At 69.7% G+C, this 23,738-nt stretch carries 17 protein-coding genes and 1 pseudogene; 5 read left to right on the top strand and 13 right to left on the bottom strand.

Translation table 11 applies throughout. From position 1 onward, the window contains the following. Positions 1–45: 45 nt before the first annotated feature. The 3 genes from ACFYQ5_RS15260 to ACFYQ5_RS15250 all read right to left on the bottom strand — a co-directional run bounded on the left by ACFYQ5_RS15260 (position 46) and on the right by ACFYQ5_RS15250 (position 3,418). The gene (locus tag ACFYQ5_RS15260; protein ID WP_389197741.1) at positions 46–1,389 is read right to left on the bottom strand and encodes an ABC transporter substrate-binding protein; all 1,344 of its coding nucleotides are present in this window, start codon (positions 1,387–1,389) and stop codon (positions 46–48) included. Positions 1,390–1,549: 160 nt separating this feature from the next. Further along, positions 1,550–2,491 (bottom strand): carbohydrate ABC transporter permease, encoded by a 942-nt coding sequence (locus ACFYQ5_RS15255; protein WP_389197739.1) that lies wholly within the window; start codon positions 2,489–2,491, stop codon positions 1,550–1,552. A 3-nt stretch (positions 2,492–2,494) separates the two neighbouring features. Next, positions 2,495–3,418 (bottom strand): carbohydrate ABC transporter permease, encoded by a 924-nt coding sequence (locus ACFYQ5_RS15250; RefSeq protein ID WP_389197737.1) that lies wholly within the window; start codon positions 3,416–3,418, stop codon positions 2,495–2,497. A 510-nt stretch (positions 3,419–3,928) separates the two neighbouring features. On the opposite strand from ACFYQ5_RS15250, the gene ACFYQ5_RS15245 reads away from it, so the two are divergent. Together ACFYQ5_RS15245 and ACFYQ5_RS15240 are read left to right on the top strand one after the other, a co-directional pair. Further along, on the top strand, positions 3,929–4,915 hold the full coding sequence (locus ACFYQ5_RS15245) for a LacI family DNA-binding transcriptional regulator (RefSeq protein ID WP_389197735.1): 987 nt from the start codon (positions 3,929–3,931) through the stop codon (positions 4,913–4,915). 122 nt (positions 4,916–5,037) lie between these two features. Continuing rightward, positions 5,038–5,637, top strand: a complete 600-nt coding sequence (locus tag ACFYQ5_RS15240) for a YdeI family protein (protein WP_389197733.1) — start codon at positions 5,038–5,040, stop codon at positions 5,635–5,637. 50 nt (positions 5,638–5,687) lie between these two features. Here the strand turns inward: ACFYQ5_RS15240 and ACFYQ5_RS15235 are convergent, their stop codons facing one another. The 8 genes from ACFYQ5_RS15235 to ACFYQ5_RS15200 all read right to left on the bottom strand — a co-directional run bounded on the left by ACFYQ5_RS15235 (position 5,688) and on the right by ACFYQ5_RS15200 (position 15,066). Continuing rightward, on the bottom strand, positions 5,688–6,113 hold the full coding sequence (locus ACFYQ5_RS15235; RefSeq protein ID WP_389197732.1) for an acyl-CoA thioesterase: 426 nt from the start codon (positions 6,111–6,113) through the stop codon (positions 5,688–5,690). A gap of 191 nt (positions 6,114–6,304) precedes the next feature. Further along, entirely contained in the window at positions 6,305–7,369 is a 1,065-nt protein-coding gene (locus ACFYQ5_RS15230; protein ID WP_389197730.1) for an aldose epimerase family protein, read from the bottom strand. Continuing rightward, on the bottom strand, positions 7,369–8,406 hold the full coding sequence (locus ACFYQ5_RS15225; RefSeq protein WP_389197728.1) for a LacI family DNA-binding transcriptional regulator: 1,038 nt from the start codon (positions 8,404–8,406) through the stop codon (positions 7,369–7,371). Before ACFYQ5_RS15225 ends, ACFYQ5_RS15230 begins: the two co-directional genes overlap by 1 nt. Before the next feature lie 65 nt (positions 8,407–8,471). Beyond that, a complete protein-coding gene (locus tag ACFYQ5_RS15220; protein WP_389197726.1) occupies positions 8,472–9,515 on the bottom strand; it encodes an ABC transporter permease in 1,044 nt (347 codons plus the stop codon). Next, positions 9,512–10,510, bottom strand: a complete 999-nt coding sequence (locus tag ACFYQ5_RS15215; protein ID WP_389197724.1) for an ABC transporter permease — start codon at positions 10,508–10,510, stop codon at positions 9,512–9,514. Before ACFYQ5_RS15215 ends, ACFYQ5_RS15220 begins: the two co-directional genes overlap by 4 nt. After that, entirely contained in the window at positions 10,507–12,114 is a 1,608-nt protein-coding gene (locus ACFYQ5_RS15210) for a sugar ABC transporter ATP-binding protein (protein ID WP_389197722.1), read from the bottom strand. The genes ACFYQ5_RS15215 and ACFYQ5_RS15210 overlap by 4 nt, the downstream gene beginning before the upstream one ends. Positions 12,115–12,216: 102 nt before the next feature. After that, complete coding sequence (locus ACFYQ5_RS15205) at positions 12,217–13,302, bottom strand: ABC transporter substrate-binding protein (protein WP_389197720.1); 1,086 nt, start codon at positions 13,300–13,302, stop codon at positions 12,217–12,219. Between the two features lie 921 nt (positions 13,303–14,223). Then, positions 14,224–15,066 (bottom strand): phytanoyl-CoA dioxygenase family protein, encoded by an 843-nt coding sequence (locus ACFYQ5_RS15200; protein WP_389197718.1) that lies wholly within the window; start codon positions 15,064–15,066, stop codon positions 14,224–14,226. 213 nt (positions 15,067–15,279) lie between these two features. Between ACFYQ5_RS15200 and ACFYQ5_RS15195 the strand changes: the two genes are divergently transcribed. Then, positions 15,280–16,299 carry a LacI family DNA-binding transcriptional regulator gene (locus ACFYQ5_RS15195; protein ID WP_389197716.1) on the top strand — a complete coding sequence of 340 codons (1,020 nt, stop codon included), beginning with the start codon at positions 15,280–15,282 and terminating at the stop codon, positions 16,297–16,299. 150 nt (positions 16,300–16,449) lie between these two features. After that, positions 16,450–17,016, top strand: coding sequence for a GNAT family N-acetyltransferase (locus tag ACFYQ5_RS15190; protein WP_389197714.1), 567 nt, complete (start codon positions 16,450–16,452; stop codon positions 17,014–17,016). 78 nt (positions 17,017–17,094) lie between these two features. On the opposite strand, the gene ACFYQ5_RS15185 is transcribed toward ACFYQ5_RS15190, so the two are convergent. Beyond that, positions 17,095–20,412: a LamG-like jellyroll fold domain-containing protein gene (locus ACFYQ5_RS15185; protein WP_389197712.1), complete on the bottom strand. Its 3,318-nt coding sequence runs from the start codon at positions 20,410–20,412 to the stop codon at positions 17,095–17,097. A 171-nt stretch (positions 20,413–20,583) separates the two neighbouring features. After that, complete coding sequence (locus tag ACFYQ5_RS15180; RefSeq protein WP_389197711.1) at positions 20,584–23,019, bottom strand: GH92 family glycosyl hydrolase; 2,436 nt, start codon at positions 23,017–23,019, stop codon at positions 20,584–20,586. A 227-nt stretch (positions 23,020–23,246) separates the two neighbouring features. Here ACFYQ5_RS15180 and ACFYQ5_RS15175 point away from each other — a divergent pair. Further along, positions 23,247–23,701: pseudogene (locus ACFYQ5_RS15175) on the top strand (VOC family protein); the annotation flags it as partial. Positions 23,702–23,738 lie beyond the last annotated feature (37 nt).

Genomic DNA, 23,738 nt, shown 5'->3' with positions numbered 1-23,738 from the left:
GCCGCCCGTCGGGCGACCGCCCTGTACCTGTTCAGCTGCAGGACGTCACTTGTTGACGTTGAAGCCCTGGTCGTTGCCGTAGGCGACGGAGGCTTTCTGCCATTCCTTCAGCCCGTCGGCGAGCGTGGTGTCGGAGACGTATGCCTTGCCGACGGAGTCGTTGAAGATCGAGTTCGCGTACACCTGGAAGGGCAGGTAGGACCAGTCCTCGGGCACCTGGCTGGCGGACCGGGCGAAGATCTCGTTCGCCTTCTGGCCGCCGAAGTACGGGAAGGTGGTGTCGAGGAACGACGGCGAGGACAGGTCTGCCGTGGTGGCGGGGAAGGCGCCGGCCTCGATGCGGGCCTGGACGCCCTCCGAGTGGTTGGCGTACTCGTTGAACGCGTACGCCAGGTCCTTGTTCTTGCCCGCCTTCATCACCGCGAGGGAGCTGCCGCCGTTCTCGGAGCTGACCTCACCGCCCTTCTCCCACTGCGGGAGCGCGGCCGCGCGCCAGTCGCCCGAGGCCGACTCGACACCGGAGACGAAGTTGGCGGGCATCCAGGCGCCGGTGGCGAGGGTGGCGATGGTGCCGTCCGCCAGGCCCTTGTACCACTCGTCGCTCCAGGAGGTGACGGGCGCCAGGAGCTTCTCGTCGAGGAGCTTCTGCCAGACCTCAGTGAAGGCGACGACGCCCTTGTCGGCGGCGAGGTCGACCGTCACATCGGTGCCGCTGGTCTTGAAGGGGGTTCCGCCGGCCTGCCAGATCATGCTGGTCGCGAACCCGGCGTCACCGGTGTCGTTGGTGATGTAGGCCTTGGGGTCGGCGGCGTGCAGGGCGCGCGCGGCCTCCAGGTACTCGTCCCAGGTGGTGGGCGTGGCGATCTGGTACTTGTCCAGCACCTTCTTGTTGTAGAAGAGCGCCATCGGGCCCGAGTCCATGGGCAGGGCGTACACGGCCTCGTCGACGGCGACCGAGTTCCACGGTCCCGGCGAGTAGTCGTCCTTGAACTCCCCGGCACCGTAACGGCTCAGGTCCTCGAGGGACTCGCCGAGGGCGAACTGGCCGAGGGCGTAGTACTCGACCTGCGCGACGTCCGGCACCCCGGATCCGGCCTGTACGGCGTTCTGCAGGGCGGTGTACTGGTCGTTGCCCGTACCGGCGTTGACCAGCTTCACCTTGACCTTGGGGTACTCCTTCTGGAAGTCGCTGACCACCTGCTTCAGCGTCGGTTCCCACGCCCACACCGTGATGGAGCCGCCCTCCTTGAGGGCTGCGCGGAGGTCACCTCCGGACACGGTCTTGTCCGACGAACCGGCATCCTCGGAAGACCCGCACGCGGTGAGGCTCAGCGCGGCCGCGCACAGCAGGCCGACGCCACGCATCGCGCGTCTGGTCATGGTTCTCATAATTGCTTCACTCCGTTGTGGTCAGGGTGGTGCAGAAACCGTCGAACGTCCGCACGGGGGTGCGGGGCTGGACAGGGGTGGGACGCCGCGCCTGCCGGGGCCCGGGGGGATCCGGTCTCGGAGCACGGAGATTCGGTGGCCGGGGAGGCCGGGGAGCGGGTCACCCCTTGACGCTGCCCGCCGCCAGTCCGGACTGCCAGTAACGCTGGAGCAGCAGGAAGGCGATGATCAGCGGCACGATGGTCAGCAGTGAGCCCGTGATGACCAGGTTGAAGACCGGCTGGCCGCCGGCGGTGGAAGCCTGCTCGTTCCAGGCGTTCAGCCCCAGTGTCAGCGGGTACCAGTCCGGATTCTTGATCATGATGAGGGGCAGGAAGTAGTTGTTCCAGGTCTGCACCATGGTGAACAGCAGAACCGTCACGATGCCCGGGGTGAGCAGCGGGAGGGCGACGCGGAAGAACGTCCGCAGCTCGCCGGAGCCGTCCATCCTGGCGGCTTCCAGCAGCTCGGTGGGGACGGCCTCGGCGGCGAACACCCACATGAGGTAGAGCCCGAACGGTGAGATCAGGGACGGGATGATGACGGCCCACGGCGTATTGGTGAGTCCCATCTTGCTGAACATGAGGAAGGTGGGGACCGCAAGCGCGGTCGCCGGCACCGCCACCGCGCCGATGACGGTGGCGAAGACGGCGCGCTTGCCCGCGAAGTCGAACTTGGCGAGGCCGTAACCGCCGAGGACCGCGAGGAAGGTGGCCCCGCCCGCCCCCACGACGACGTACAGCAGGGTGTTGAGGAACCAGCGGACGAAGATGCCGTCGTTGTAGGTGAGCGTCTGCGAGATGTTGTCCCAGAGCGCGAAGTCGCCGCTGAACCAGAGGCCGAAGGAGCCGAGCAGGCCCCTCTGCGTCTTGGTGGCGTTGATGACGAGCCACGCCAGCGGCATGAGCGCGTAGAGCGCGGTCACGCCCATGAGCACCGTGAGCAGCACGCTGCGGCGCGGCCGGTCGGCCGAATGGGGCCGGCGCGTGGCGTGGCGGATTGCCGGGGCACGGTGGGTGGTTCGCCGGGGCGTCTGCTCGGCGGTGAAGGAAGGGGCGCTCATCGCTCACGCCTCCTTTCGCATGCCGCGCAGCTGGACCGCGTAGGCGATGATCATTGTGACGACGCCCATGACGAGGGAGACCGTGGCCGCGTAGTTCTGCTGCCGGCCCGAGAAGGACAGCGTGAAGGTGTAGAAGTTGGGCGTGAAGTAGGTGGTGATCGCGTTGGGCGCCAGGTCCTGCAGGATACTCGGCTCGTTGAACAGCTGGAAGCTGCCGATCACGGAGAAGATCGTCGCGATCACCAGTGCCCCGCGGATCGCGGGAATCTTGACCGCGGTGATGATCCGCCACTGTCCCGCTCCGTCGATCTCGGCCGCCTCGTAGAGGGACTTGGGGATGACGCGCAGCGCGGAGTAGAAGATCAGCATGTTGTAGCCGATGAACTCCCAGGTGACGATGTTGCCGATGCTGGCCAGTATCAGGGAGGGCGAGAGCGGGTCGGGCAGCGTGACGCCGAAGGCGTCGTTGAAGTTCCCGACCAGTCCGAAGCGGGTGCCGTAGATGAAGCCCCACATCAGCGAGGCGACGACGGCGGGTACGGCGTAGGGCAGGAAGACGGCGATCCGGAAGAAGCTCTTCCCGTAGATCCTGCCGCTGTCGAGCGCCAGGGCTATGAGCAGGGCGAGGCCAAGCATGACGGGCACCTGCACCACGAGGAACAGAGTCACCCGGCCCACTGCCGCCCAGAACTGCTCGTCCTCGAACGCCCGCTGGAAGTTGTCCAGGCCGACGAACGACGTACCGCCCACCAACTGGTCCCGGAAGAAACTCAGATACAGCGAGTAGGCTATGGGGGCGAGGAACACGAGGGTGAACACGGCCATGAACGGCCCTACGAAGAGCCACCCGACCCGTTTCCGACGCGCGCGGGAGCCACCTCCGGCTGGTGGGCGGCGTCCAGTGGTGAGCGGCGTAACGGCCGTCATGGGTACTCCTGTTGGTCCGGCGTTGAGCATGGCCCCGGCCGGATGGAGACACCGGACATCGTGGAGGCGCTGTGCTTGAGGAGGCCGATGCCCACGTGAACACCTGTACTGATGTTTACGTAAACATTTATCGGTGAAGTGATGTCTACACGTCCCACACCTCATGGTCAAGACTCGGTTTCCCCGCTGGGCGGACGAGTTGGTACTCAGTATCCGCACCGCACCTCCGAGCGTCCGCCTCCGTGCGTGCCCGTGTGTCGGCACACCCCGTCCGAAGTGGTAGAAATGCCGGTGGCCCGAGCCCTCGGTCCGCACGCGATACGAGCCACACGCGCAGCAGAGACAGGGTGGGCCCCGATCGGAACACCCTCATAGCGCGCGGTGAGAAGACGGCCCCGCGGCCAGAACGGCGTGCCCTTACGGCGAAAGGCTCACACGACCACGACGGAGGCGGACGAAGTGCACGGACAGGGACAGGCCATGGACCGGCCGCCTCGCAAGGAGGCTTCGATGGCCGACGTCGCGCGCCGGGCGGGAGTCTCCTCCCAGACGGTCTCCCGTGTCTCCAACGGACACACGGTGGTTTCCGAGGAGACACGCGAACGTGTCCTGACGGCCATGAGGGAGCTGAACTATCGCCCCAACAGCGCCGCGCGCGCCCTCAAGAGCGGGAAGTTCCGCACTCTGGGCGTCATCCTGTTCACCCTGGCCACGACGGGCAACGTCCGCACGCTGGAGGCCATTTCCGCCTCCGCGGCGGACGAGGGCTACGCGATCACCCTGCTCCCCGTCGCGACGCCCACCAGCACGGGGGTCAGGGGGGCCGTGACCGTGCTCGGCGAACAGGTCGTGGACGGCATCATCGTGATCATGGAAGTCCGTCTCCTGGACGCCGCCATCTCCCTCCCGCCGCACACGCACGTGGTGGTGGCCGACTCCGACGCCGGCGACCGCTACAGCGTCGTGGACACCGACCAGTCCGGAGGTGCCAGGACGGCGGTGCGGCATCTGCTCGGCCTCGGGCACCACACCGTGGCACATGTGGCTGGTCCGGCGGAGTCGTTCGCCGCCCAGCGTCGCGCTCACGCCTGGCGGCAGACCCTGGAGGAAGCGGGACGCCCCGTCCCGCCGCCGGTGGACGGTGACTGGACGGCTGCCTCAGGGTACGAAGCGGGCCTCGCCCTGGCCGCCGACCCCGCATGCACGGCGGTCTTCGCGGCCAACGACCAGATGGCGCTGGGCGTTCTGCGCGCCCTGCAGGAACGGGGCAGACGCGTGCCGGAGGACGTCAGCGTCGTCGGGTTCGACGACATCGCGGACTCCGCCTCCTTCCTTCCGCCTCTGACCACCGTCCACCAGGACTTCGCCGAGATAGGGCGGCAGTGCGTGGACGGCGTCCTGCGGCAGATCCGCAACGAGACGACCGAGCGGGGGACCACCCTGGTCCCGACCCGGCTGGTCGTCCGGGCCAGTACGGCCCCGCCGCCTCACGGGTGACCGCGCGCCGGTCGGTGCCGCCGACGCCGCGCCGGGTCCGCCGGGTACAGGACAGAACCTGTCCTGTGGACCCCTTAGCGTGGCCGTCAGGACGTCGGCACCGAAGAGGGACGGGCACAGTGATGGCACAGAAACGGGAAGCGAGCGACGGCCGAGCGGATCCGGAGCCGCTGCTCTTCGAACGGGCCGACCTGCTCGAGGCCTGGCTGGAGCGGCGTCACGCGGAGCGGACGGGGCTGTGGCTGAAGATCGCGAAGAAGGGCTCGGGCATCGCCTCGGTCACCGCCGCGGAGGTCATCGACGTCGTCCTCTGCCACGGGTGGATCGACGGCCAGCGCAGGTCCCTGGACGAGGTGTTCTACCTGCAGCGGATTTCGCCCCGCCGCCGTGGCAGCAACTGGTCCCTCGTCAACGTGGGCAAGGTCGAGGCGCTGACCGCAGCCGGCCGGATGCGGGAGTCCGGTCTGGCCGAGGTCCGGGCGGCGCAGGCCGACGGCAGATGGGCGGCGGCGTACCCCTCCCAGAGGGAAGCCACCGTGCCCGACGACCTGGCTGCCGCACTGGCCGCGGACCGCGGAGCCGGCGAGCGCTTCGAGCAGCTCACCCGGGCCAACCGTTACCTCGTACTCCTTCAGCTGATGACGGCGAGGACCCCTGAGGTGAGGGCCGCCCGCCTCGCGCGGATGACGGCGAGACTGGCGGCGGGAGAACCGGTCCGCTGACCGGCCGGGGGTGTCTCCCGGATACCCGGCGGATGTCGGGCAACCGCCCGTCAGCCCGTCCTGACGCCCAGGAGCTCAGGCTTCTCAGCCAGTGACGCGAACCGTCCGGCCGGATCAGCGACCAGCCGGCGGGCCGTCAGGTCGAGGATGCCTCCCACTCCCTGGATCTCCGCGGCCACGGTGCCGTCCTCCTTGAGGATCTGCTGCCGGATCTCGAAGGTCTTCCCCACGCCGAGGAGGAGCTCGCAGCTGACGCGCAGCCTCTCCCCTCCCCGCAGTTCCCGCAGGTACTTCACCGTCACCTCCAGCTGCACCGGCCCGATTCCATGGGCCAGCAGCTTCTCCTGAGCCAGCCCCGCCTCCCGCAGAAGCTCCCACCGGGCGTGTTCCGCGTACTGGAGATAGACGGCCTGGTTGAGGTGGCCCTGGGTGTCGAGCTCGTAGCCGCGCACCGTGACATCGACGAAGTAGGTCATGTGCGCCTGAACACCCCCTCCCGGTCCCGCATTCCTCTCCACGGCCGAGGGCTCACCCTCTTCACGGAGCTGCCGCACCACGGCGCTCATAGCGCCGGGCCAGGGCAACCTGCGGGTGTACGTCCTGCCTGGTGCCGGCACGGGGTGACGACGGTCACCAGAAGCAGTCTGCCGCGCCCGGCGGCAACCGATTAATTCCGCAGGTGTGTGAAGCGCAGTTCGGTGCGGCTGCGCGCGGTGTCGCCGGGGCGAAGCACGGTGCTGGGCAGGTCCGGCCGGTTGGGTGAGTCGGGCAGGTGCTGCGTCTCCAGGCAGACCGAGCCGTGCCGTTCGTGGCGGCGGCCGGTGGCGTCGGTGAAGGAGCCGTCGAGCTGGTTGGCGGTGTAGACCTGGATGCCGGGTTCCGTGGTCCATATTTCCAGGACGCGGGCGGCGCCGGGTGCGGTGAGGCGTCCGGCGCGGCGCAGGCCTCCGCCGGCGTCCCGCAGCACCCAGCAGTGGTCGAACCCGCCCGCGCCACGCAGCTGTTCGTCGTCGTGGCCGAGCCGTTCCCCGAGGACGCGGGAACCGGTGAGGTCGAAGGGGGTGCCCCGGACCTCGGCCGGGGGCCCGAGGGGGATGCCCGCACCGTCCACCGGAAGATAGGTGTCGGCGTCGACCTCCAGGCGGTGGCCGAGGACGTCCTCGTGGCCGGCCAGGTCGAAGTAGGCGTGGTTGGTGAGGTTGACGACTGTGGGCCGGTCGGTGGTACAGGCGTACTCGATGGCCAGCGTGCCGGTGGTGTCGAGGGTGTACGCGACTGTGCTGTCCAGTGCACCGGGGAAGCCCATGTCACCGTCGGGGCTGTGCAGGGTGAGCCGGACGGACGCGCTGTCGTCGGTGCGGTCGGCACTCGCGTCCCACACCTTGGTGTGGAAGCCGTCGGGGCCGCCGTGCAGGGCGTGGCCGCGGTCGTTGGCGGGGATGTGGTGCTCGTCCCCGTCCAGTGTGAAGCGGCCGTGGGCGATGCGGTTGGCGTAACGGCCGACGACGGCGCCGAAGTAGGGATGCTTGGCCGTGTAGTCGTCGAGAGTCGCGAGCGACCGGACGACGGAGGCGGTGGCACCCGTGGTGTCGGGTACGTCGAGGCGGTGCAGGGAGGCCCCGTAGGTGAGTATGTCGGCCTGGACTCCGGTACCGCTGTCGAGGGTCCACCGGTGGACCGGGGTGCCCTGGACGGAGCCGAAGGGGGTGCTGTGCACGGTGGGGCGTGGCATCAGAGGTCCTCTGTGGGGCCGGAGCGGGGCCCGGGCGTGGTGGATTCGCGGACGACGAGGCGGTAGCCGGGGCGTGGCCTGCGCGGTTCGGCGACGGCTTCGCCCGAGAGCCGTTCGACGAGGCTGTCGACGGCGAGGCGGGCGATGGCCTCCTTGTCCGGGGCGATGGTGGTGAGGGTGGTGGAGGTGTAGCGGCACTCCTCGATGTCGTCGAAGCCGACGACGGCGATGTCGTCCGGGACGCGCAGTCCGCGTTCGCCGATGGTCCGCATCGCGCCGATGGCGATGAGGTCGTTGTAGGCGAAGACGGCGTCGGGGCGCTCACCCCGGTCCAGGAGTGCCGCCATTCCGGCGGCGCCGTCCTCGCGGCCGTAGCCGTCGGTGACCACGACGAGGGATTCGTCCGGTGTCAGCCCGGCGGCGGCGAGTTCCTCGCGCCAGCCCCGCAACCGCAGGTGGGCGGGCTGGCGTTCGCGTCCGGTACGCGAGCCGAGGAAGGCGATCCTTCGGTTTCCCTGGCCGATGAGGTGACGGACGGCCGCGCGGGCCGCCGCCACGTTGTCGATGGCGATGTGGTCGTACGGGGCCTCGTACTCGCGTTCTCCCAGCAGGACCAGGGGCGCCGTCTCGGTGCGCGCCATGAGGTCCTCGGTCTCCAGATGGATGGGACTGAGGATGAGACCGTCGATCACATGCGAGCGGAATCCCTGGCTGACCAGGAGTTCCTTCTCCCGGAGGCCGGCGGTGTGATCGACCAGGACGGTGTAGTCGTGCCGGGCGGCGGCGTCGATGACCGCTCCGGCGAGTTCCGCGAAGTACGGGTTGCCGAATTCGGGGACGGCGAGGGCGATGATGCCGGTGCGGCCCTTGCGCAGATGGCGGGCGGTGAGGTTCGGCCGGTAGCCGAGCTCGTCGATCGCCTGTTGCACCTTGGCGCGCATCGCGGGTGTGACGTGCTGATAGTTGTTCACCACGTTCGACACGGTCTTGATGGACACACCCGCCCGTTGCGCAACGTCCTTGAGGCTGACGCCCACGGCACTCCTTGGTTCGGCTCGGCTCGACTTGGTCTGTGGTCCGGCCCTCGACCGGCGGCTTGTCGTCAGGTACGTCTGCGACTGCGCGCCAGATAGCGCTGGGCCACCACCACAACGATAAGGAAGCCGCCGCTGACCACCGACTGGTAGGAGGAGTTGAGCGAGCCGATCTGGTTGATGAGGTTCTGGATGACGGCCAGCAGCAGGACACCCCAGAGGGTGCCGCTGATGGACCCGGCGCCGCCGATGAGCAGGGTGCCGCCGATGACGACGGCGGAGATCGCGTCGAGTTCCATGCCGACCCCGACGATGGTGACGCCGGAGGAGAGCCTGGCGGCGTTGAGGGCGCCGGCGAGTCCGGCGAGCAGGCCGCTGAGTGTGTAGACGAGGATCTTCGTACGAGCGACGGGGAGGCCCATCAGGGTGGCCGCGTCGCTGCTGCCGCCGACGGCGAAGAGCGTCTGCCCGAACGAGGTGCGCTGCAGGACGAGTCCGCCGGCACCGAAGAGCACCAACGCGATGAGGATCGGGTGGCCGAAGCCCCAGACACTGCCCTGGCCGAGCTCGGCGAAGGCGGAGCCCTTGGGCACCAGATAGGTGGTGGCGCCCTCGTCGGTGAGGGCGAGCAGCAGGCCCCGGGCGCCCAGCAGGGTCGCCAGGGTGACGATGAACGGGGCCATGTTGCCCCGGGCGATCAGGAGTCCGTTGAGCAGGCCGATCCCGCCGCACACCACGAGGGGAAGCAGCAGCGCGGCGAGGAATCCGTACTGCGAGGCCCAGGCGGCGAGGACTCCCCCGAGGGCGAAGACGGATCCGACGGACAGGTCGATGCCACCGGTGATGATGACCATCGTCATACCGAGCGCGACCACGGCGAGGAAGGACGCCTGGATGGTCACACCGCGGGCGTTGTCCAGGGACGCGAAGGTCGGGTAGATGAACGAGGCGGCGATCACGACGGCCAGCAGGACCGCGAGGACGCCCTGGCGTTGCAGGAGTTCGGCGGCGCGCTGCCGGCCGGTCTGCTCGGCGCCCGCGGTGGGGCGGGCGGCGGGCGTCTTCGTCGGCACCGGGGCCGGGGAGGCGGTGACGGGCTTGGTTTCGTTCATCGGGACCGACGCTCCCGGGCGACGTAGACGGCGGCGATGATGATGGCCGCCTGGGCGATCTGTGCGGTGGAGTCGGGCAGGTCGTGTTTGACGAGCGTGGCGCGCAGGAGCTGCATGAGCAGGGCGCCCGCCACGGTGCCGAGGACCCGGACGGAGCCTCCGTTGAGGGGGGTGCCGCCGACCACGACCGCCGTGATGGCGGAGAGTTCCATGAGGGTGCCGAGCGAGGACGGGTCGCTCGCGGTGAGCCTGGCCGTGGCGAGGATTCCGGCGAGCGCGGCGAGCACTCCGCAGAGGACGTACACGCCGATGAGGACCCGCTTGACGGGCAGCCCGGCGAGTGCGGCGGCGGAGCGGTTGCCGCCGATGGCGACGACCTGCCGGCCGAAGGTGGTGCGCTGCACCAGGAAGGCGACGGCGACGGCCAGCACCGCGGCGATCAGGACGACCAGCGGAACACCGAGGAAGGAACCGGTGCCCAGCGACAGCAGCTCGGGGTTGACGATCTGCTTGAGCTGTCCGTCGGCCATGACCAGGGCCAGGCCGCGGCCTCCGACGAAGAGGGCGAGCGTGGCCACGATGGGCTGGAGCCCGACGAGGGAGACCAGGGCGCCGTTGACCGCTCCGACGACGGCGCCGGCCAGCAGGGCGACGACCAGTGCGGGGACGAGCCCGTATCCGAGGTAGAGCGGCAGGAACGCGGCGGCGAGCGCCATCGTCGAGCCGACGGACAGGTCGACGCCCTCGGTGCCGATGACCAGGGCCATGCCCAGGGCGACGATGACGATGGGGGCGACCTGGACGAGCTGGGTGCGGAAGTTGTCGGCGGTCATGAAGTGTTCGGTGAACAGGGCGTTGAAGAGCAGTACCACCGCCACGGCCACGTAGACGCCGTATTTCTGGTACCAGGCGGGATCTCGCAGCCTGGCCAGGGGGTTCTCGGACTTCCGGGGGGTGTCGCCCTTCGTGGGCGGGGCGACGGCTGTCTGGGTCATCGGGGGTCCTCCTGGGCGGCCGGGGCCCTGTCCGCCGGCTGTGGCGCGTGGTCGGCGAGTACTTCGAGCAGCCGGTCCTCGGCCACGTCGTCGCCCGACAGTTCACCGGCGACGGCTCCGCCGCGCAGGACGACGATCCGGTCGGCGCCCTCGATGAGCTCCTCGATGTCCGAGGAGATGAGCAGGACGGCGAGGCCCTCGCGGGCGAGGTCGTCGATGAGGCTCTGGACCTCGGCCTTGGCTCCGACGTCGATGCCGCGGGTGGGTTCGTCAAGCAGCAGGACCTTGGGTTCCAGACAGAGCCAGCGGGCCAGCAGGACCTTCTGCTGGTTGCCGCCGGAGAGTTCCCCGACCTTCTGCTCGGGGCTCGACGCCTTGATACGCAGACGCTTCATGAAGATCTCGACGATCCGGTCCTGCTTGGCGCGGGAGACGACACCGGCCCGGGAGAGGCGCGGCATGGCGGCCAGCACGATGTTCTCGCGGACGGAGAGACCGGGCACGATGCCTTCGGCCTTGCGGTCCTCGGGCAGCAGGCTGATGCCGGCCCGGATGGCGGCGGCCGGAGTGAGGCGCTTCAAGACGGTGCCGTCGACGGTGAGTTCGCCCGCGTCCAGGGGCAGCGCACCGGACAGGGCCTTCGCCGTCTCGCTGCGGCCCGAGCCCAGGAGCCCGCCGAGGCCGAGCACTTCGCCCGCGTACAGGGACACGGATATGTCGTGGAGCTGGAGACGGCTGGTGAGCCCGGTCGCGGTGAGGACGGGCGTACGGGCCGCCTCGTGCCCTTCCGCGGCGAAACTGGTGACGCCGGAGCGGCGCACCTCGGACAGGTCGCGGCCGAGCATCATCGACACGAGCTGCATCCGGTCGAGGTCCGCGAGATCGCCGGTGTGGATGTGGCGGCCGTCGCGCAGGACGGTGACACGGTCGCAGATCCGGTAGAGCTCGTCCATGCGGTGGCTGACGTAGAGAACGGCGATGCCCTGGTCCCGCAGGTTCCCGATGACCCGGAAGAGGGTTTCCACCTCACGCGGTTCGAGCGAGGAGGTGGGCTCGTCCATGATGACGACCTGGGCGTTGACGGACACCGCACGGGCGAGGGCGACCATCTGCTGCGTGCCGATGCCGAGGGTGTGCAGGGGACGGCGCGGATCGACGCGTACGCCGAATCCGTCGAGCAGTTCGCTCGTCTCCCGGTGCATGCGGGCGAAATCGATGAGCCCGAAGCGGTTCCTGGGTTCGCGGCCCAGGAAGATGTTGCGCGCCACGCTCATCAGCGGGACGAGGTTGACTTCCTGGTAGATCGTGGAGATTCCGGCTTGCTGGGCTTCGAACGGCCGGGTGAACCTGACCGGTTCACCGGCCATCCGCAGTTCGCCCCCGTCGGGCCGGTACACGCCGGTCAGCACCTTGATGAGGGTGGACTTACCGGCGCCGTTCTCCCCGACGAGCGCGTGGGTCTCCCCCGCGCGCAGGGAGAACGAGACGTCGTCGAGTGCGACGACGCCGGGGAACCGTTTGCTCACCGAGCGGGCTTCGAGCACGGCGGAGGCCGTGGGCGCGGCCGCTTCCGGTGCCTGAGGTAGTGCTTCGGGTGGTGCCATGGGTGTTCTCGGCCTTCCGCTGTCCAAGAGGGAGGGGCCCGGAGGCCGCCGTGGCCCGGTGCGGGCACCACGGCGGCCGGGGCCGCTGGTGTCAGGAGCGGATCAGTACGCCCCGCCGAGCGATTCCTTGGCGTTGGTCTCGTCGTAGGCGCGGTCGGTGATGATGACGTTCTCGGGGATCTCCTCGCCGCCGTAGAACTTCTGGGCGGTCGCGAAGGCCAGCGGCCCGAAGCGCGGGTTGGACTCGATGACGGCGTTGTACTCGCCGTTGACCAGGGCCTGCACGGCGTTGCGGGTGCCGTCGACCGAGACGATCTTGACGTCCTTGCCGGGCTTCTTGCCGGCCGCCTTCAGCGCGGTGACGGCGCCGAGGCCCATCTCGTCGTTCTCCGCGTAGACGGCGGTGATGTCGGGCTTGGACTGGATGAGCTGTTCCATCACCTGCTGGCCCTTGTCACGGGCGAACTCGCCGGTCTGCTGGGCGACGATCTCGATCCCGGGCGCCTCGGCCTTGATCTGGTCGACGAAGCCCTTGGTCCGGTCGGTGGTCACGTTGTTGCCGGAGGCACCGAGGAGGATCGCCACCTTGCCCTTGCCGTCGGTCGCCTTGATCATCGCGTCGGCGGCCCGCTTGCCCTGCTCGACGAAGTCGGAGCCCAGGAAGGCCACATAGTCCTTGCAGGCCGTGGAGTTGACCTTGCGGTCGATGGTGAGGACGGGCACCTTCTTCGCCGCCGCGGCCTTGAGCGCGGGCTCCAGACCGTCGGAGTTCAGCGGCGCGATGATGAGGAACTGCGCGCCCTGGGAGAGCATGTCCTGGATGTCGCTGATCTGCTTGGACAGCTGCGACTGCGCGTTGGTGGTGAGCAGCTTCTTGACGCCGATCTTTGCGGCCTCGTCCTTGATGGACTGGGTCTCGGCGATGCGGAACGGGTTGGCCTCCTTCTCCGACTGGGAGAAGCCGACCACCGCGTCCTTGAGGTCGATCTTGGGCGCGCCGTACCTCTGCAGCGAACAGCCGGGACCAGAAGCGGCCTCCGGGGACTTGGCCGCCTGGGCTCCCTGGCCGCTGTCACCGCCCGCGCTGTCCGAGGTCTCCGACTTGGAGCAGCCGGAAACGGCCAGCGTGGCGGTGGCGGCGATCAGGCAGGCCGCGGCGAGGGTACGGGATCGACGCTGGGTCATCATGCGCGGGACGCTCCTTGGCGAGGTGACGGCACACCCTTCGGCATGCGGTCGGGCATGGCGGGACGGTGCATCGGCCGCTCGGCGGCAGATGACGCGGTATCCCTCACGATCCCGCTGCGAGCTGCGGAAACGGGGGGCGTGAGGGCTTGTTCGGCCTCTCGGCGGCTCGGTTTACAACGTTATATAGGCGAGGCGCCGCAGGCGGCAAGAGAGTTGTCGACGCGTTTCCAAAATGTGTCGCCGTGGGGCACGGTCTTGCTCGTCGTCGCCTTCGGCGGGCTTCCGCACCAGGTGCTGCGCCACCCCTGGACACGCGCTTGATCGCGTGCTGTCATACCGCCGACAGCAATTTTCCGGCGGTGCGGACACGTTGTCGTGCCGCCAGGTCCGGACGCGACGGCCACCTTCGCCATGTGCCGGCCCGGCCCGGGCCGGATGCCCGACGAAGTTGGCCTGGCTCCAGTGGACCGTCTTCTGCCAGGAGTACATATGAGGCTTCTGCCACCGTCGCACGGAGGCCGCGTCCAGCGGGCAGTGGAAAACCGCTCGCCGGATCCATCAGGGGCGGGGCGCCGGCCCGCCCACTCCCCTGACACCGTGGGTTCGAAGGCGGCGTAGAGCGAGAGGGCGGCAGGAGGGGCGCCGCGGCAGCAGCTGGCCGTTCGGGAGGCCCGCGGTCGGTGCCCTGGCGGGCACCTGCCGCAGCCATGTCCACCCATCCGGGATCCCAGCGTTGACCGGGTCGGCTCGGGTCGGGTCGGGTCGGGTCGGCAGACCCCACGCACCTCTCGGGGCGTGCTCACGGGCCTGACCGCCACCCCGGAACTACCGCCCCAGCCCCCGGCCGGCGGAACCACTTACGGACACGCCCGGCGGCGACCGTCTGTTCCGCCACCCCTGGGCCGCGCACATCCCGCCCCGTCAGGCGTCGCCCATGACCAGGCCCTCGATGGTGTGCTTCTGAACGATGGGGGCCAGTTTCTCCACGACCGGGCACTGCAGGTGTGCCCGCACCCGGCCGGGCAGGGACGCCCAGTACTCCCGGGTGACCGTCATGTCGTGCCGCGCGTCGTTGCCCGCGCCCGGGGCGTCGACGCCCAGCACCAGGACGGGGCGTGGGTCGGGCGACCGGTTGGCCGTGCCCCGGTGGATCGTCAGGGCGGAGCGGACCGAGACGTCGCCTCGCCGCGGGTACTTCCGTTCGGCGAGCGTGGCGTAGCGCGGGTGGTCCTCGCGGGGCGGGAACATCCCGTGGCCGAAGCGCGCGTCGTCGTCCCACTGGGTGCCGGGCGCGATCTCGAACGGGCCCATGTCGTCGCGCGTGTCCACGGCCGTGAGGTTGAAGGCGAGAGACGTCAGCCGGCGCCGGTGCCTGGTGGCCTCCGGCATGGGGAAGTCCCGGTGCCAGGGCTGATTCACCGCTCCGGCGAGCGGTATGTCGAACCCCAGCTCGACGATGCGGTAGTCGGGCCCCAGGACGGCCTCGGACACCGCCCGTACCCACGGATGGTCGACCAGGTCCACGAAACCCCGCAGCTGCTCGGGGTGGATCTCCACGTAGAAGCGGTTCGGTCCCCGGCCCACCGCTCCACCCTCCCGGCCGCGCGCCTCGGCGAAGGCCGTCTCGATGTCCTCGCGCATCGCGTCGGCCCACTGCGGGGTGAAGGCGCCCCGGTGCCCGGTGATACCGGCCGTGTACAGGTCCTGGACTGCCGCGTCGGGGTGCGGGTGCGGAGCGGCGGCGGACGTCGCGGACTCTTGCATGGCGGTGGTCCTCTCATCGGTGGAAGGGGGCGCAACAGGCATGTTCCAAGGGGACCCTGGCCTGGATCCACCGTGCGCCGCCCCCATGCTGCAACGTTGCAAATAACGTGGCAAGAGGGTGGGACCCTCGTGTGCGGCGTGACCTGTTACGGTGCACAGCTCAGAGGGCGCGGTCCGCCGCCCCCCGCACGCAGAGGGGCAGGAACACCGGCCGTGGCAGCGAGACTCAAGGACGTCGCCTCGCTCGCGGGCGTGTCCGTCCGGACCGTCTCCAACGTCGTGAGCAATGCGGCGGCCGTCGCCCCGGACACGCGTGCGCGGGTCATGGCGGCGGTGGAGGAACTGGGCTACCGCCCCAACCTCGCCGCCCGTAACCTCCGGCAGGGACGCACCGGGCTCATCGGGGTCGTCGTCCCCGAGATCCACTCCCCTTACTTCGGGGCGCTGACCGGTCATCTCATCGACGCCGCGCAGGCGCGCGGTTGGACGGTGCTCCTGGAGCGGACCGGCGGGCGGGCGGACCTGGAGCGGCGGCTCCTCGACGGATCGGAGGGCCACCAGGTCGACGGAATGATCATCAGTCCGTGGTCGACGCCGCCGGCCGAACTCGCCTCGCTCGCGGGCGGTCTGCCTCTGGTCGTCCTCGGGGAACTGGATCCGCTCGGATCGATCGACCACGTCGCCCTGGACAACGTTGCGGCCGCTCGGGCAGCAGCGGCCCACCTGGCCGCGCTGGGCCGTCGGCGTGTCGCCGCGATCGGCCTGCAGTCCAGGCTGGGCCACGGCACGGCCGAGCTGCGCGCCGAGGGTTTCCGGCAGGGGCTGCGGGAGGCCGGTATGAGTCCGGTGGCCGAGGTGGAGGTGGCCGATCTGCACCGGGCGGAAGGGGCGCGGGCTCTGCGTGAGCTGCTGAGGGCGCCCGGCTCCGTCGACGCCGTCTTCTGCTTCAGCGACGAACTCGCCCTCGGTGCCCTGCGTGCCGCCGCCGAACAGGGCGTGCGGGTGCCGGAGGACCTGGCGCTGATGGGCTTCGACGACATCGAGGACGGCCGGTTCGCCGTCCCTTCTCTCACCACGATCGCCCCGGACCGCGAGCAGATCGCCGAACGCGCGGTGCAGTGTCTGGCCGAGCGCGTCCTCGGCCGGCTGGAGGCGCTGCCCGCCCGCCGGATCGTGGTCCCGCACCGCGTGCTGGCCCGGGAGAGCACGGGAGCCGCGGTCGCCCCGGTGTGAGGCCGGAACTCCTGTGCATCAGGAGCGACGTCCCGGCTGCGCCTGCTCGGGACGCGGCCGTGTCTCACTTCCAGTCGCCTGGCACTAGTGTGTCGTGCTCGCACTGAACGGCCGTCAGCGTCGGCAACCGACAGCGAAGTGGTAGGCGCCATGAGTGATATGTGGGCTGGTGAGAAGGTACGTCTTCGGGGCGTCGAGCCCGAGGACTGGGAGGGCTTTCGCGACCTCGCCCGGAACAGCCTCGATGTCCGCGACGCCGACCTGGTCGACCCTCCGCGCTCCGCGACGAGTTTCCGTTCATGGACGGATGAGCGGGCCGGGCGTACGCCGGGGGGCGAAGCGTTTCGCCTGGTGATCGAGGTGCTGGCCGACCACGCGTTCGCCGGGTCCGTGACGGTCGGAGAGACCGACAGCCGTGCAGGACGGTTCAGGACGGGTGTCGCGATCCACCGCGATCACCGCCGCATGGGATACGCGGCCGAGGCGACCGAACTCGTCCTCACCTACATGTTCGCCGAACAGCGCCACAACAAGTGCGAGGTGGAGGTCTACGCCTTCAACGACGCCTCCCTCGCCCTCTACCGCAGGCTGGGCTTCGTCGAGGAGGGGCGGCTTCGCCAGCATGAGTTCTTCGCCGGCAGCCATCACGACGTCGTGCTGCTCGGCATCACCGCCGCCGAATACTGGGCCACGCACCGGCGCCCGTCGGTGCGGTGATCTTCGCGTCATCACGCGCGGCTCCCGGCGGCGCGGGCTCGTGCGCGCGCCGCCGGGAGCGGTCCTGCGGGTGCGGACCTACGGCTGTTCGCCGTCGTGGAGTGCGGTCACCTCCTGGTCGGTGAGCGCCTTGTCGTACACCTTCACCTGGTCGACGGAGCCGTTCCAGAAGTCGGTGTTACCGCCCGACCACTTGGCGCGGCCCACGGCCAGCGCGCCGGTGCTGACATCGGCGGCCCCCGCCGCCGCGGTGGAGGCGAGCTCGCCGTCGACGTACAGCTTGATCTCGTCACCGCTGCGTACGCCGACGAGGTGGTACCACTGGCCGAGCTCGGGCTCGATCTCCAGCCGGGCCCGGTGGGCGCCCGGGGTGGAGAAGGCGAACCCGCCCTGCCCGTACTGGAGGTAGAACGGGTTCTCCTGGCGGCGGCCGTCCTGGCTGAGGACGGTCGCGTAGTTGCCCGGGAGCGCGTCGAGCGATGCCCAGGCCGACACGGTGTAGTCACCGGTGGTGTCGACGACCGGGCCGACGGTCTGCGCGTACTGGCCCTCGCCGTTGAACTTCAGGGCAGAGCCCTGCACTCCGGAGGTCCAGGACGTGCCCTCGGTGAGGGCGAGGTCCTTGTGGTTCGGGCCGCTGTCGGCCGCCTTGGTGCCCTCGTTCTCGTCGAGCGACCAGGCGCCGCCGCCCTTGACCTCGTCCCGCTCGCCCGCGGCCGCGCCGGCGGCGATGACCTCCTCGTTGATCTTCCGCACCTTGGCGGCGTCGACCTTGATCTCGCGGCGGTCGTACGTCCAGAGCCCGTTGAGCTCGTTCTCCAGGTCGGTCACCTGGGTGTAGATGGAGCCGGAGAGTTCGGCGCCGGCCGCCTCCAGGTAGTACGTGCGGGTGTTGTCGACGTACTTGGCGGTCAGGGCGTCCTTGTCCGCGACACCGCTGTAGATCGCGGTGGGCGCGCCAGGCCACATACGGCCGGGGATCCGCAGGGTGAAGCCACCGTGCTCGCCGTCGATCGCGGCACGCGTCTCGTCGGGGAAGGCCGGGTCGGTGTTGTTGTAGTCGTGGTGGTCGATGATGTCGCCCTTGCCGGAGTCACCCTTGGAGTTGCAGCAGTTGACACCGCTGTGGGCGCTGACGACGCGCGAGGGGTCCGCGGCCTGGACCTTCTCGGTGATCTTTCCGGTCTCGGTGCGGTCCCACTCGCCCCAGCCCTCGTTGAAGACGATCCAGGCTCCGATGGAGGGGTAGTTGTGCAGCTGTTCCATCATCTCGGCGCCCTGGTCGAGGAAGGCCTTCTGGCCCTTCTCGCCGGTGAGGTTGCCGGAGACGAAGTCCTGCCACACCAGGAGACCGAGCTGGTCCGCATGGTAGTACCAGCGGGCGGGCTCGACCTTGATGTGCTTGCGAACGGAGTTGAAGCCGAGGTCCTTCTGCGCCTTCAGGTCGAAGACCAGGGCATCGTCGCTGGGCGCGGTGTTCAGGCCGTCGGGGTAGAAGCCCTGGTCGAGCTGGGCGAGGGAGAAGAACGGCTTCCCGTTGAGCACCAGCTTCTGATAGCCGCCGACCTCGGCGACACCGAAGGAACGCATACCGAAGTAACTGTCGACGGTGTCCTTGGAGCGGCCGTCCTTGAGGGTGACCTCGAGGTCGTACAGGTACGGGTCGTCCGGTGTCCACAGGTGCTGCTTGGCGACGGGCAGGCTGAGCTCGCTGTTGGCGGGGCCGGTGACGGTGCCGACGACCTTGCCCTTCGTGTCGCGGGCGACTGCGGTGACACGGGCGGACTTCGAGGCGTCCTCGGAGTTGACCGTCAGGGCGAGGCGGCCCTTGTCGATGTCGGGCGTCGTCTTCAGGGAGTCGACGGCTGCGGGCGCGACGGGCTCCATCCAGACGGTCTGCCAGATGCCGGAGGAGGCGGTGTAGAAGATGCCGCTGGGGTTGGGGGACTGCTTGCCCGTGGGCTGGTCGGCTCCCGTGGTGTCGGTGACCGCGACCACGATCTCCTGGGGGCCGCTTCCCTTGAGGGCGTCCGTGATGTCGGCGCTGAAGGCGGTGTAGCCGCCGGTGTGCTCGGCGACCTGCTTGCCGTTGACCCAGACCCGCGCCTGGTAGTCGACGGCGCCGAAGTTGAGCTTCAGCCGGTCGTCACTGCTCCGCTTGCCGACCGACCAGCTCTTGGGCACCGTGACGAGCTTGCGGTAGAACATGTGGTCTTCGTGGCGCTCGAGTCCGGAGAGCTGTGACTCGACCGGGTACGGCACCGTGATGCGCTCGTCGAGCTTCTTGCCGAAGACGGGCTGCTCGCCCGCCTCGGCCCCGGCGAACTCCCACGGTCCGTTGAGGTTCTTCCAGTCGTCGCGCACCTGCTGCGGGCGAGGGTACTCGGGCAGCGGGTTCTTGCGGTCGACCTTCTCGCCCCACGGGGTGAGCAGCCGGTGCGTGGAGAGGTTCTTCGCCCTGCGGTTGATCTCCGGGACGGTCTCGTCGCCGGCCTTCAGGCCGCCCTCACCGTCGTACGCGAACTTGACCTGCTGGCCCTTCTGGACGGCCGCGTCCAGGGTGACGACGAGCGCCTTGCGGTTGCCCGGGACCCTGGCGACCGACTTGACGGGCATCGGCGTGGTGTCCGCCTCGAGGTCGAGGTGGTCCTTCACGCCCTCGATGCCACTGATGTCGTGGTCGAAGGCGGCCTGCAGTTCCAGACCGTTCTCGGCGACGCTCAGCCCGACCGGGTAGACCTCGAAGTCGGCGGGCGGGGTGAAGGCGGACTCGGGAACGAGCTGTTTGGCGAGCGTCGCGCTCGACCAGCGCAGGAACATGTTCGCTCCGCCGGTGTCCTGGAACATCTCCAGCCGGAACGTGTGCGGTTCACCGGCCTTCAGCGCGACCGGCGCGCTGGTCTGCTCCTTGTCCCAGTCCGGCTCCCAGTGGTCGATGACGGCCTTGTCGTCGATGAAGAGCCGGAAGCCGTTGTCACCGATGGCGGCGAAGGTGTAGTCGCCGGTCTCCGGGGCCTCGATGTGCCCCGTCCAGCGGGCGGTGGTGTGCTCGGTCCTGCCGGTGGCCGACTCGAAGGCACCGGTCAGTCCGGGGAAGTTGATCTCCGGGTCGAGTGCCACGGCGCCGAGCTTCGCGAAGTCGCGGGCGCCCGGGGCGGACATGGCGAAGTACTCACCCTTGAGGCCGTGCACCTCGGTGGAGGGAACCTCCGCCGAGGCGGAGGCGGTGCCTGCGGCGGGGGCTGCGGCAGCGGCCGGGACCAGGGTGGCTCCCACGGGGAGCAGCAGCGCCGCCGTACAGGCGAGTGATCTGAAAAGCGTGCGGGGGCGGGCTAGTTGTCGTATCAAGGCGTCGTCCTCGTCGAAGAAGCCGGAGTGCCCCGGACCGCGGAGCACTGCACATAGTCGAACATTGAGCCACAGCCTCAAACACCTGACAACGGTCGTGCACACAGAATTTTCAACGATAGAAAATTGAGGCCCTCCCGCCCTCCCCGCCGGGCGTGCGAGACCCGATGGGCGGCATCGCGCCGCCCACCGGGTTCCGGAACAGGGCCGACCGGTGAGCTACTGCGGAAGGCCCGCAGGTCCCGTGGCCCAGGAGGTGTTCGGCCGGTCGGCGAGGCGGTAGGTGAGCGACCCGCCCCGGGTGACCAGCCGGGCGTCCGTCCAGGACCTGTCACTCGCCCGTCCGTTGACGCTCACCGCGTCGATGTACGGATGTGTGGCATCGGCCTGTGGGGCACTGATGCGGATGTCCCCGCCCTGCGGCCGGTCCAGCACCGCCGACGGGAAGAGCGGCGCTCCGAGCAGCATGGTGGCGCTACCCGGCGTCTGCGGGTAGATGCCGAGCGCCGAGAAGACGTACCAGGCCGACATCGTGCCGAGGTCGTCGTTGCCGGGCAGGCCGCGCGGGCCGGTCCCGTAGACCGTGTTCACGATCTCGCGTACCGTCTCCTGGGTCTTCCAGGGCTGACCCAGCGCGTTGTAGAGCCACGGGGCATGGATTCCCGGCTCGTTGGTCGGGTCGTAGCGCAGCGCGTCACCGCCCTTGACCGACCAGGAGCCGTCCGCCTTGTGGAAGAAGTCGTCCAGCCGCTTCGCCGCGATGCCGCGTCCGCCCATGGCCTCGGCCAGACCCTGCACGTCCTGCGGGACCATCCAGGTGTAGGTGGCGCTGGTGCCCTGGGCGAAGCCGCGGTCGCTGCCGGGGCTGAAGGGGGTCACCCAGGAGCCGTCGAGGTTGCGCGCCTGGATGTAGCCGGTGGTCCCGGCTCCGTCGCCGGCCTCGGGGTTGAACACGTTGCGCCACCAGGTGCCGCGCTCCTCGAAGGCGTCGGCCTCCTCATCACGTCCGAGCAGCCGGGCCCATCGGCCGAGCGCCGCGTCGGCGACCGCGTCCTCCAGGGTCTCGGCCGCGCCGCCCCAGCAGTGGCAGACGTCCTGGGCCGCGTAACGGGATTCCAGGTACTGGGCGAGGTTGGGCCGCTGGCCGGTGCACTGGCCGGGGCACCCCGCGTCGGAGAGCCCGTCCGGGTGGGGCACCGTGGCCTGGCGGGCCAGGGACTCGAACGCGCCTTCGTAGTCGAAGTTGCGTACGCCCATCGCGTAGAACGTGGCGAGGGTGGCGGCCGTGGGGTCGCCGGTCATCACATGCGTGGCGCCGTTGACATGCACCCAGCGATCCCAGACGCCGCCGTTCTGGCGGGCGAAGTTGTACAGCGACTGGGCGAAGTCACCCGCGATCTTCGGCTTCAGGAGGGCGAGGAGCTGGATCTGGGCGCGGTACTGGTCCCAGCCGGAGAAGTTGCTGTACTGCGCCTTCTGACCGCGCGTGACGCGGTGCGGCTTCCCGTCCATGCCGGGGTAGCGGCCGTCGGTGTCGCTGATCAGGTTCGGCTGCATCAGCGAGTGGTACAGCGCGGTGTAGAACGCGGTGCGCTGCGCATCGCTGCCGCCACCGGTACGCACGGAGGCGAGTTCGCGGTCCCAGGCGGCGGACCCCGCCCGGGCCACGTCGTCGACGCTCGCCCTCGGCGCGATCTCCTTGCGGAGGTTGGCCTCGGCGCCGGCCTGGCTGACGTAGGAGATCCCGATCCGCATCCGTACGTCGTCATCCTCCGCGGTGTCGAAACCGACCCAGCCGCCGGATCCGCGCCCGGCGCGGTCCGCTCCGGTGGCGTATCCCTCGCCACCGCTTCCGCTGGTCGCGCCCGGCGTGAGGGCACCGTCGCGCCAGGTACCCGTGGAGGCGAAGTCACGGTCGAAGGAGGCGCTGAAGTAGAGCCGGTAGTAGCTCTTGCGGTTGTTGGTACCGCCGTTGGCGCGCCGCCCGCAGAACGCCCCGGTGAGCACCGAGCCGGTCACCTTGCGGTGCGCGGTGTCGATGTCGACCTCGGCGTCCTCGCTGCCGTTGAGGGAGTTCGACACCCGGAAGAGCAGGTTGGCGGGCTTGTCCGCCGGGAAGCTGAAGTCGGCCACACCCGCGCGTTCGCTGACCGCCAGGTCAGCTGTCGCGCCGGAGTCCAGCCCGACGGTGTAACGACCGGGTACGGCACGCTCGTTGTCGTGCGAGAAGCCGGACGCGTAGACGGCGTCCTTGGTGTCGGCGGACGGGGACGAGGTGACGTCGCCGACGAACGGCATGATGGGCACGTCACCCGCGGCGCCGGGGTTGCACCCCGCTCCGTTGACGTGGGTGAGGCTCAGTCCGCGCATCCGGGTCACCCCGTACTCGTAACCGTTGGCCGCCCCGGTGCTCGTCTGGTCTCCCGTGGTGCTGGTCGGCGACCAGGCGATCATGCCGTAGGGGCGGACCGCGCCGGGGTAGGTGTTGCCGCCGTTCGCCGTGCCGATCATCGGGTCCACATAGGCGGTGGGACGCGTGACGAGCACCTCGGCCTGGGCGGCCGGCGGCGTGACGGCACCGGCGAGCGCGCCGGTGAGGACGATCGCGGCGGCCCGTGCGGCGAGACGCCGGGCCGCGGACGGTCTGGAGGGCATGTTCTCGGATACCTCCGGTAAAGGCGGACAACGTTATCGAAACCGCCGGACCACGGCACGGACGGCGTTGATCGATTCGCGCCGAGCGTAGGTCCCCGTGACGTGCGAGGGAATGCCACGGACGGATCCCACCGGTGAACGGGTGATGAACGGGCCTCCGGAAACCGCGCCCCTGGCACGATGAAGGCTTCCGGGGGGACGCGCCGGACCCACAGCAGAGGAACTAGCTGACGTGCTTCGCTCCCCCCGCCGGCCAGTCGTTCTGCGTCGCGCCTTGGCGTGGCCGGACACGACGGCCCCGGTCCTGACCGATCCCGGAGGCACCACGAGCCGGCTGGACCAGATCTGCCTCGACGTGTCACCGGCGGTATTCGACGCATAGGTCGCGTTCTGGGCGGCACTGACCGGCGGCTGGGACGCGCGCCCGGGCGACCACCGGGAGTTCCATGTGCTCCGCCCGCCCCTGGATCTGCCGGTCCGTCTGCTCATCCAGCGCCTGGACGTGCCTCGTGCCGCCTCCGCACATCTCGATCTGGCCTGTTCCGACCCGGCCGCCGGACGGATCCGGCACGAGGAGCACGGCGCCCGGTTCGTGCGCGACGGCGACGGATGGACGGTGATGCGGGACCCGGCGGGGGGCGTCTACTGCCTCACGGGGCGCGACCCTCTGACCGGCGAGTAGGCCGGCTCAGGAACCACGACGCCGGGCCGGCCGTGCC

The organism is Streptomyces sp. NPDC005794 (genome assembly GCF_042871445.1).
GTDB lineage: Bacteria > Actinomycetota > Actinomycetes > Streptomycetales > Streptomycetaceae > Streptomyces.
This window is presented reverse-complemented; position numbering and strand designations above follow the sequence as displayed.

Coding starts and splice junctions, on each gene's coding strand:
- ACFYQ5_RS15260 (WP_389197741.1), bottom strand. CDS start 1,389: ATGAGAACCATGACCAGACGCGCGATGCGTGGCGTCGGCCTGCTGTGC.
- ACFYQ5_RS15255 (WP_389197739.1), bottom strand. CDS start 2,491: ATGAGCGCCCCTTCCTTCACCGCCGAGCAGACGCCCCGGCGAACCACC.
- ACFYQ5_RS15250 (WP_389197737.1), bottom strand. CDS start 3,418: ATGACGGCCGTTACGCCGCTCACCACTGGACGCCGCCCACCAGCCGGA.
- ACFYQ5_RS15245 (WP_389197735.1), top strand. CDS start 3,929: ATGGCCGACGTCGCGCGCCGGGCGGGAGTCTCCTCCCAGACGGTCTCC.
- ACFYQ5_RS15240 (WP_389197733.1), top strand. CDS start 5,038: ATGGCACAGAAACGGGAAGCGAGCGACGGCCGAGCGGATCCGGAGCCG.
- ACFYQ5_RS15235 (WP_389197732.1), bottom strand. CDS start 6,113: ATGACCTACTTCGTCGATGTCACGGTGCGCGGCTACGAGCTCGACACC.
- ACFYQ5_RS15230 (WP_389197730.1), bottom strand. CDS start 7,369: ATGCCACGCCCCACCGTGCACAGCACCCCCTTCGGCTCCGTCCAGGGC.
- ACFYQ5_RS15220 (WP_389197726.1), bottom strand. CDS start 9,515: ATGAACGAAACCAAGCCCGTCACCGCCTCCCCGGCCCCGGTGCCGACG.
- ACFYQ5_RS15215 (WP_389197724.1), bottom strand. CDS start 10,510: ATGACCCAGACAGCCGTCGCCCCGCCCACGAAGGGCGACACCCCCCGG.
- ACFYQ5_RS15210 (WP_389197722.1), bottom strand. CDS start 12,114: ATGGCACCACCCGAAGCACTACCTCAGGCACCGGAAGCGGCCGCGCCC.
- ACFYQ5_RS15205 (WP_389197720.1), bottom strand. CDS start 13,302: ATGATGACCCAGCGTCGATCCCGTACCCTCGCCGCGGCCTGCCTGATC.
- ACFYQ5_RS15200 (WP_389197718.1), bottom strand. CDS start 15,066: ATGCAAGAGTCCGCGACGTCCGCCGCCGCTCCGCACCCGCACCCCGAC.
- ACFYQ5_RS15190 (WP_389197714.1), top strand. CDS start 16,450: ATGAGTGATATGTGGGCTGGTGAGAAGGTACGTCTTCGGGGCGTCGAG.
- ACFYQ5_RS15180 (WP_389197711.1), bottom strand. CDS start 23,019: ATGCCCTCCAGACCGTCCGCGGCCCGGCGTCTCGCCGCACGGGCCGCC.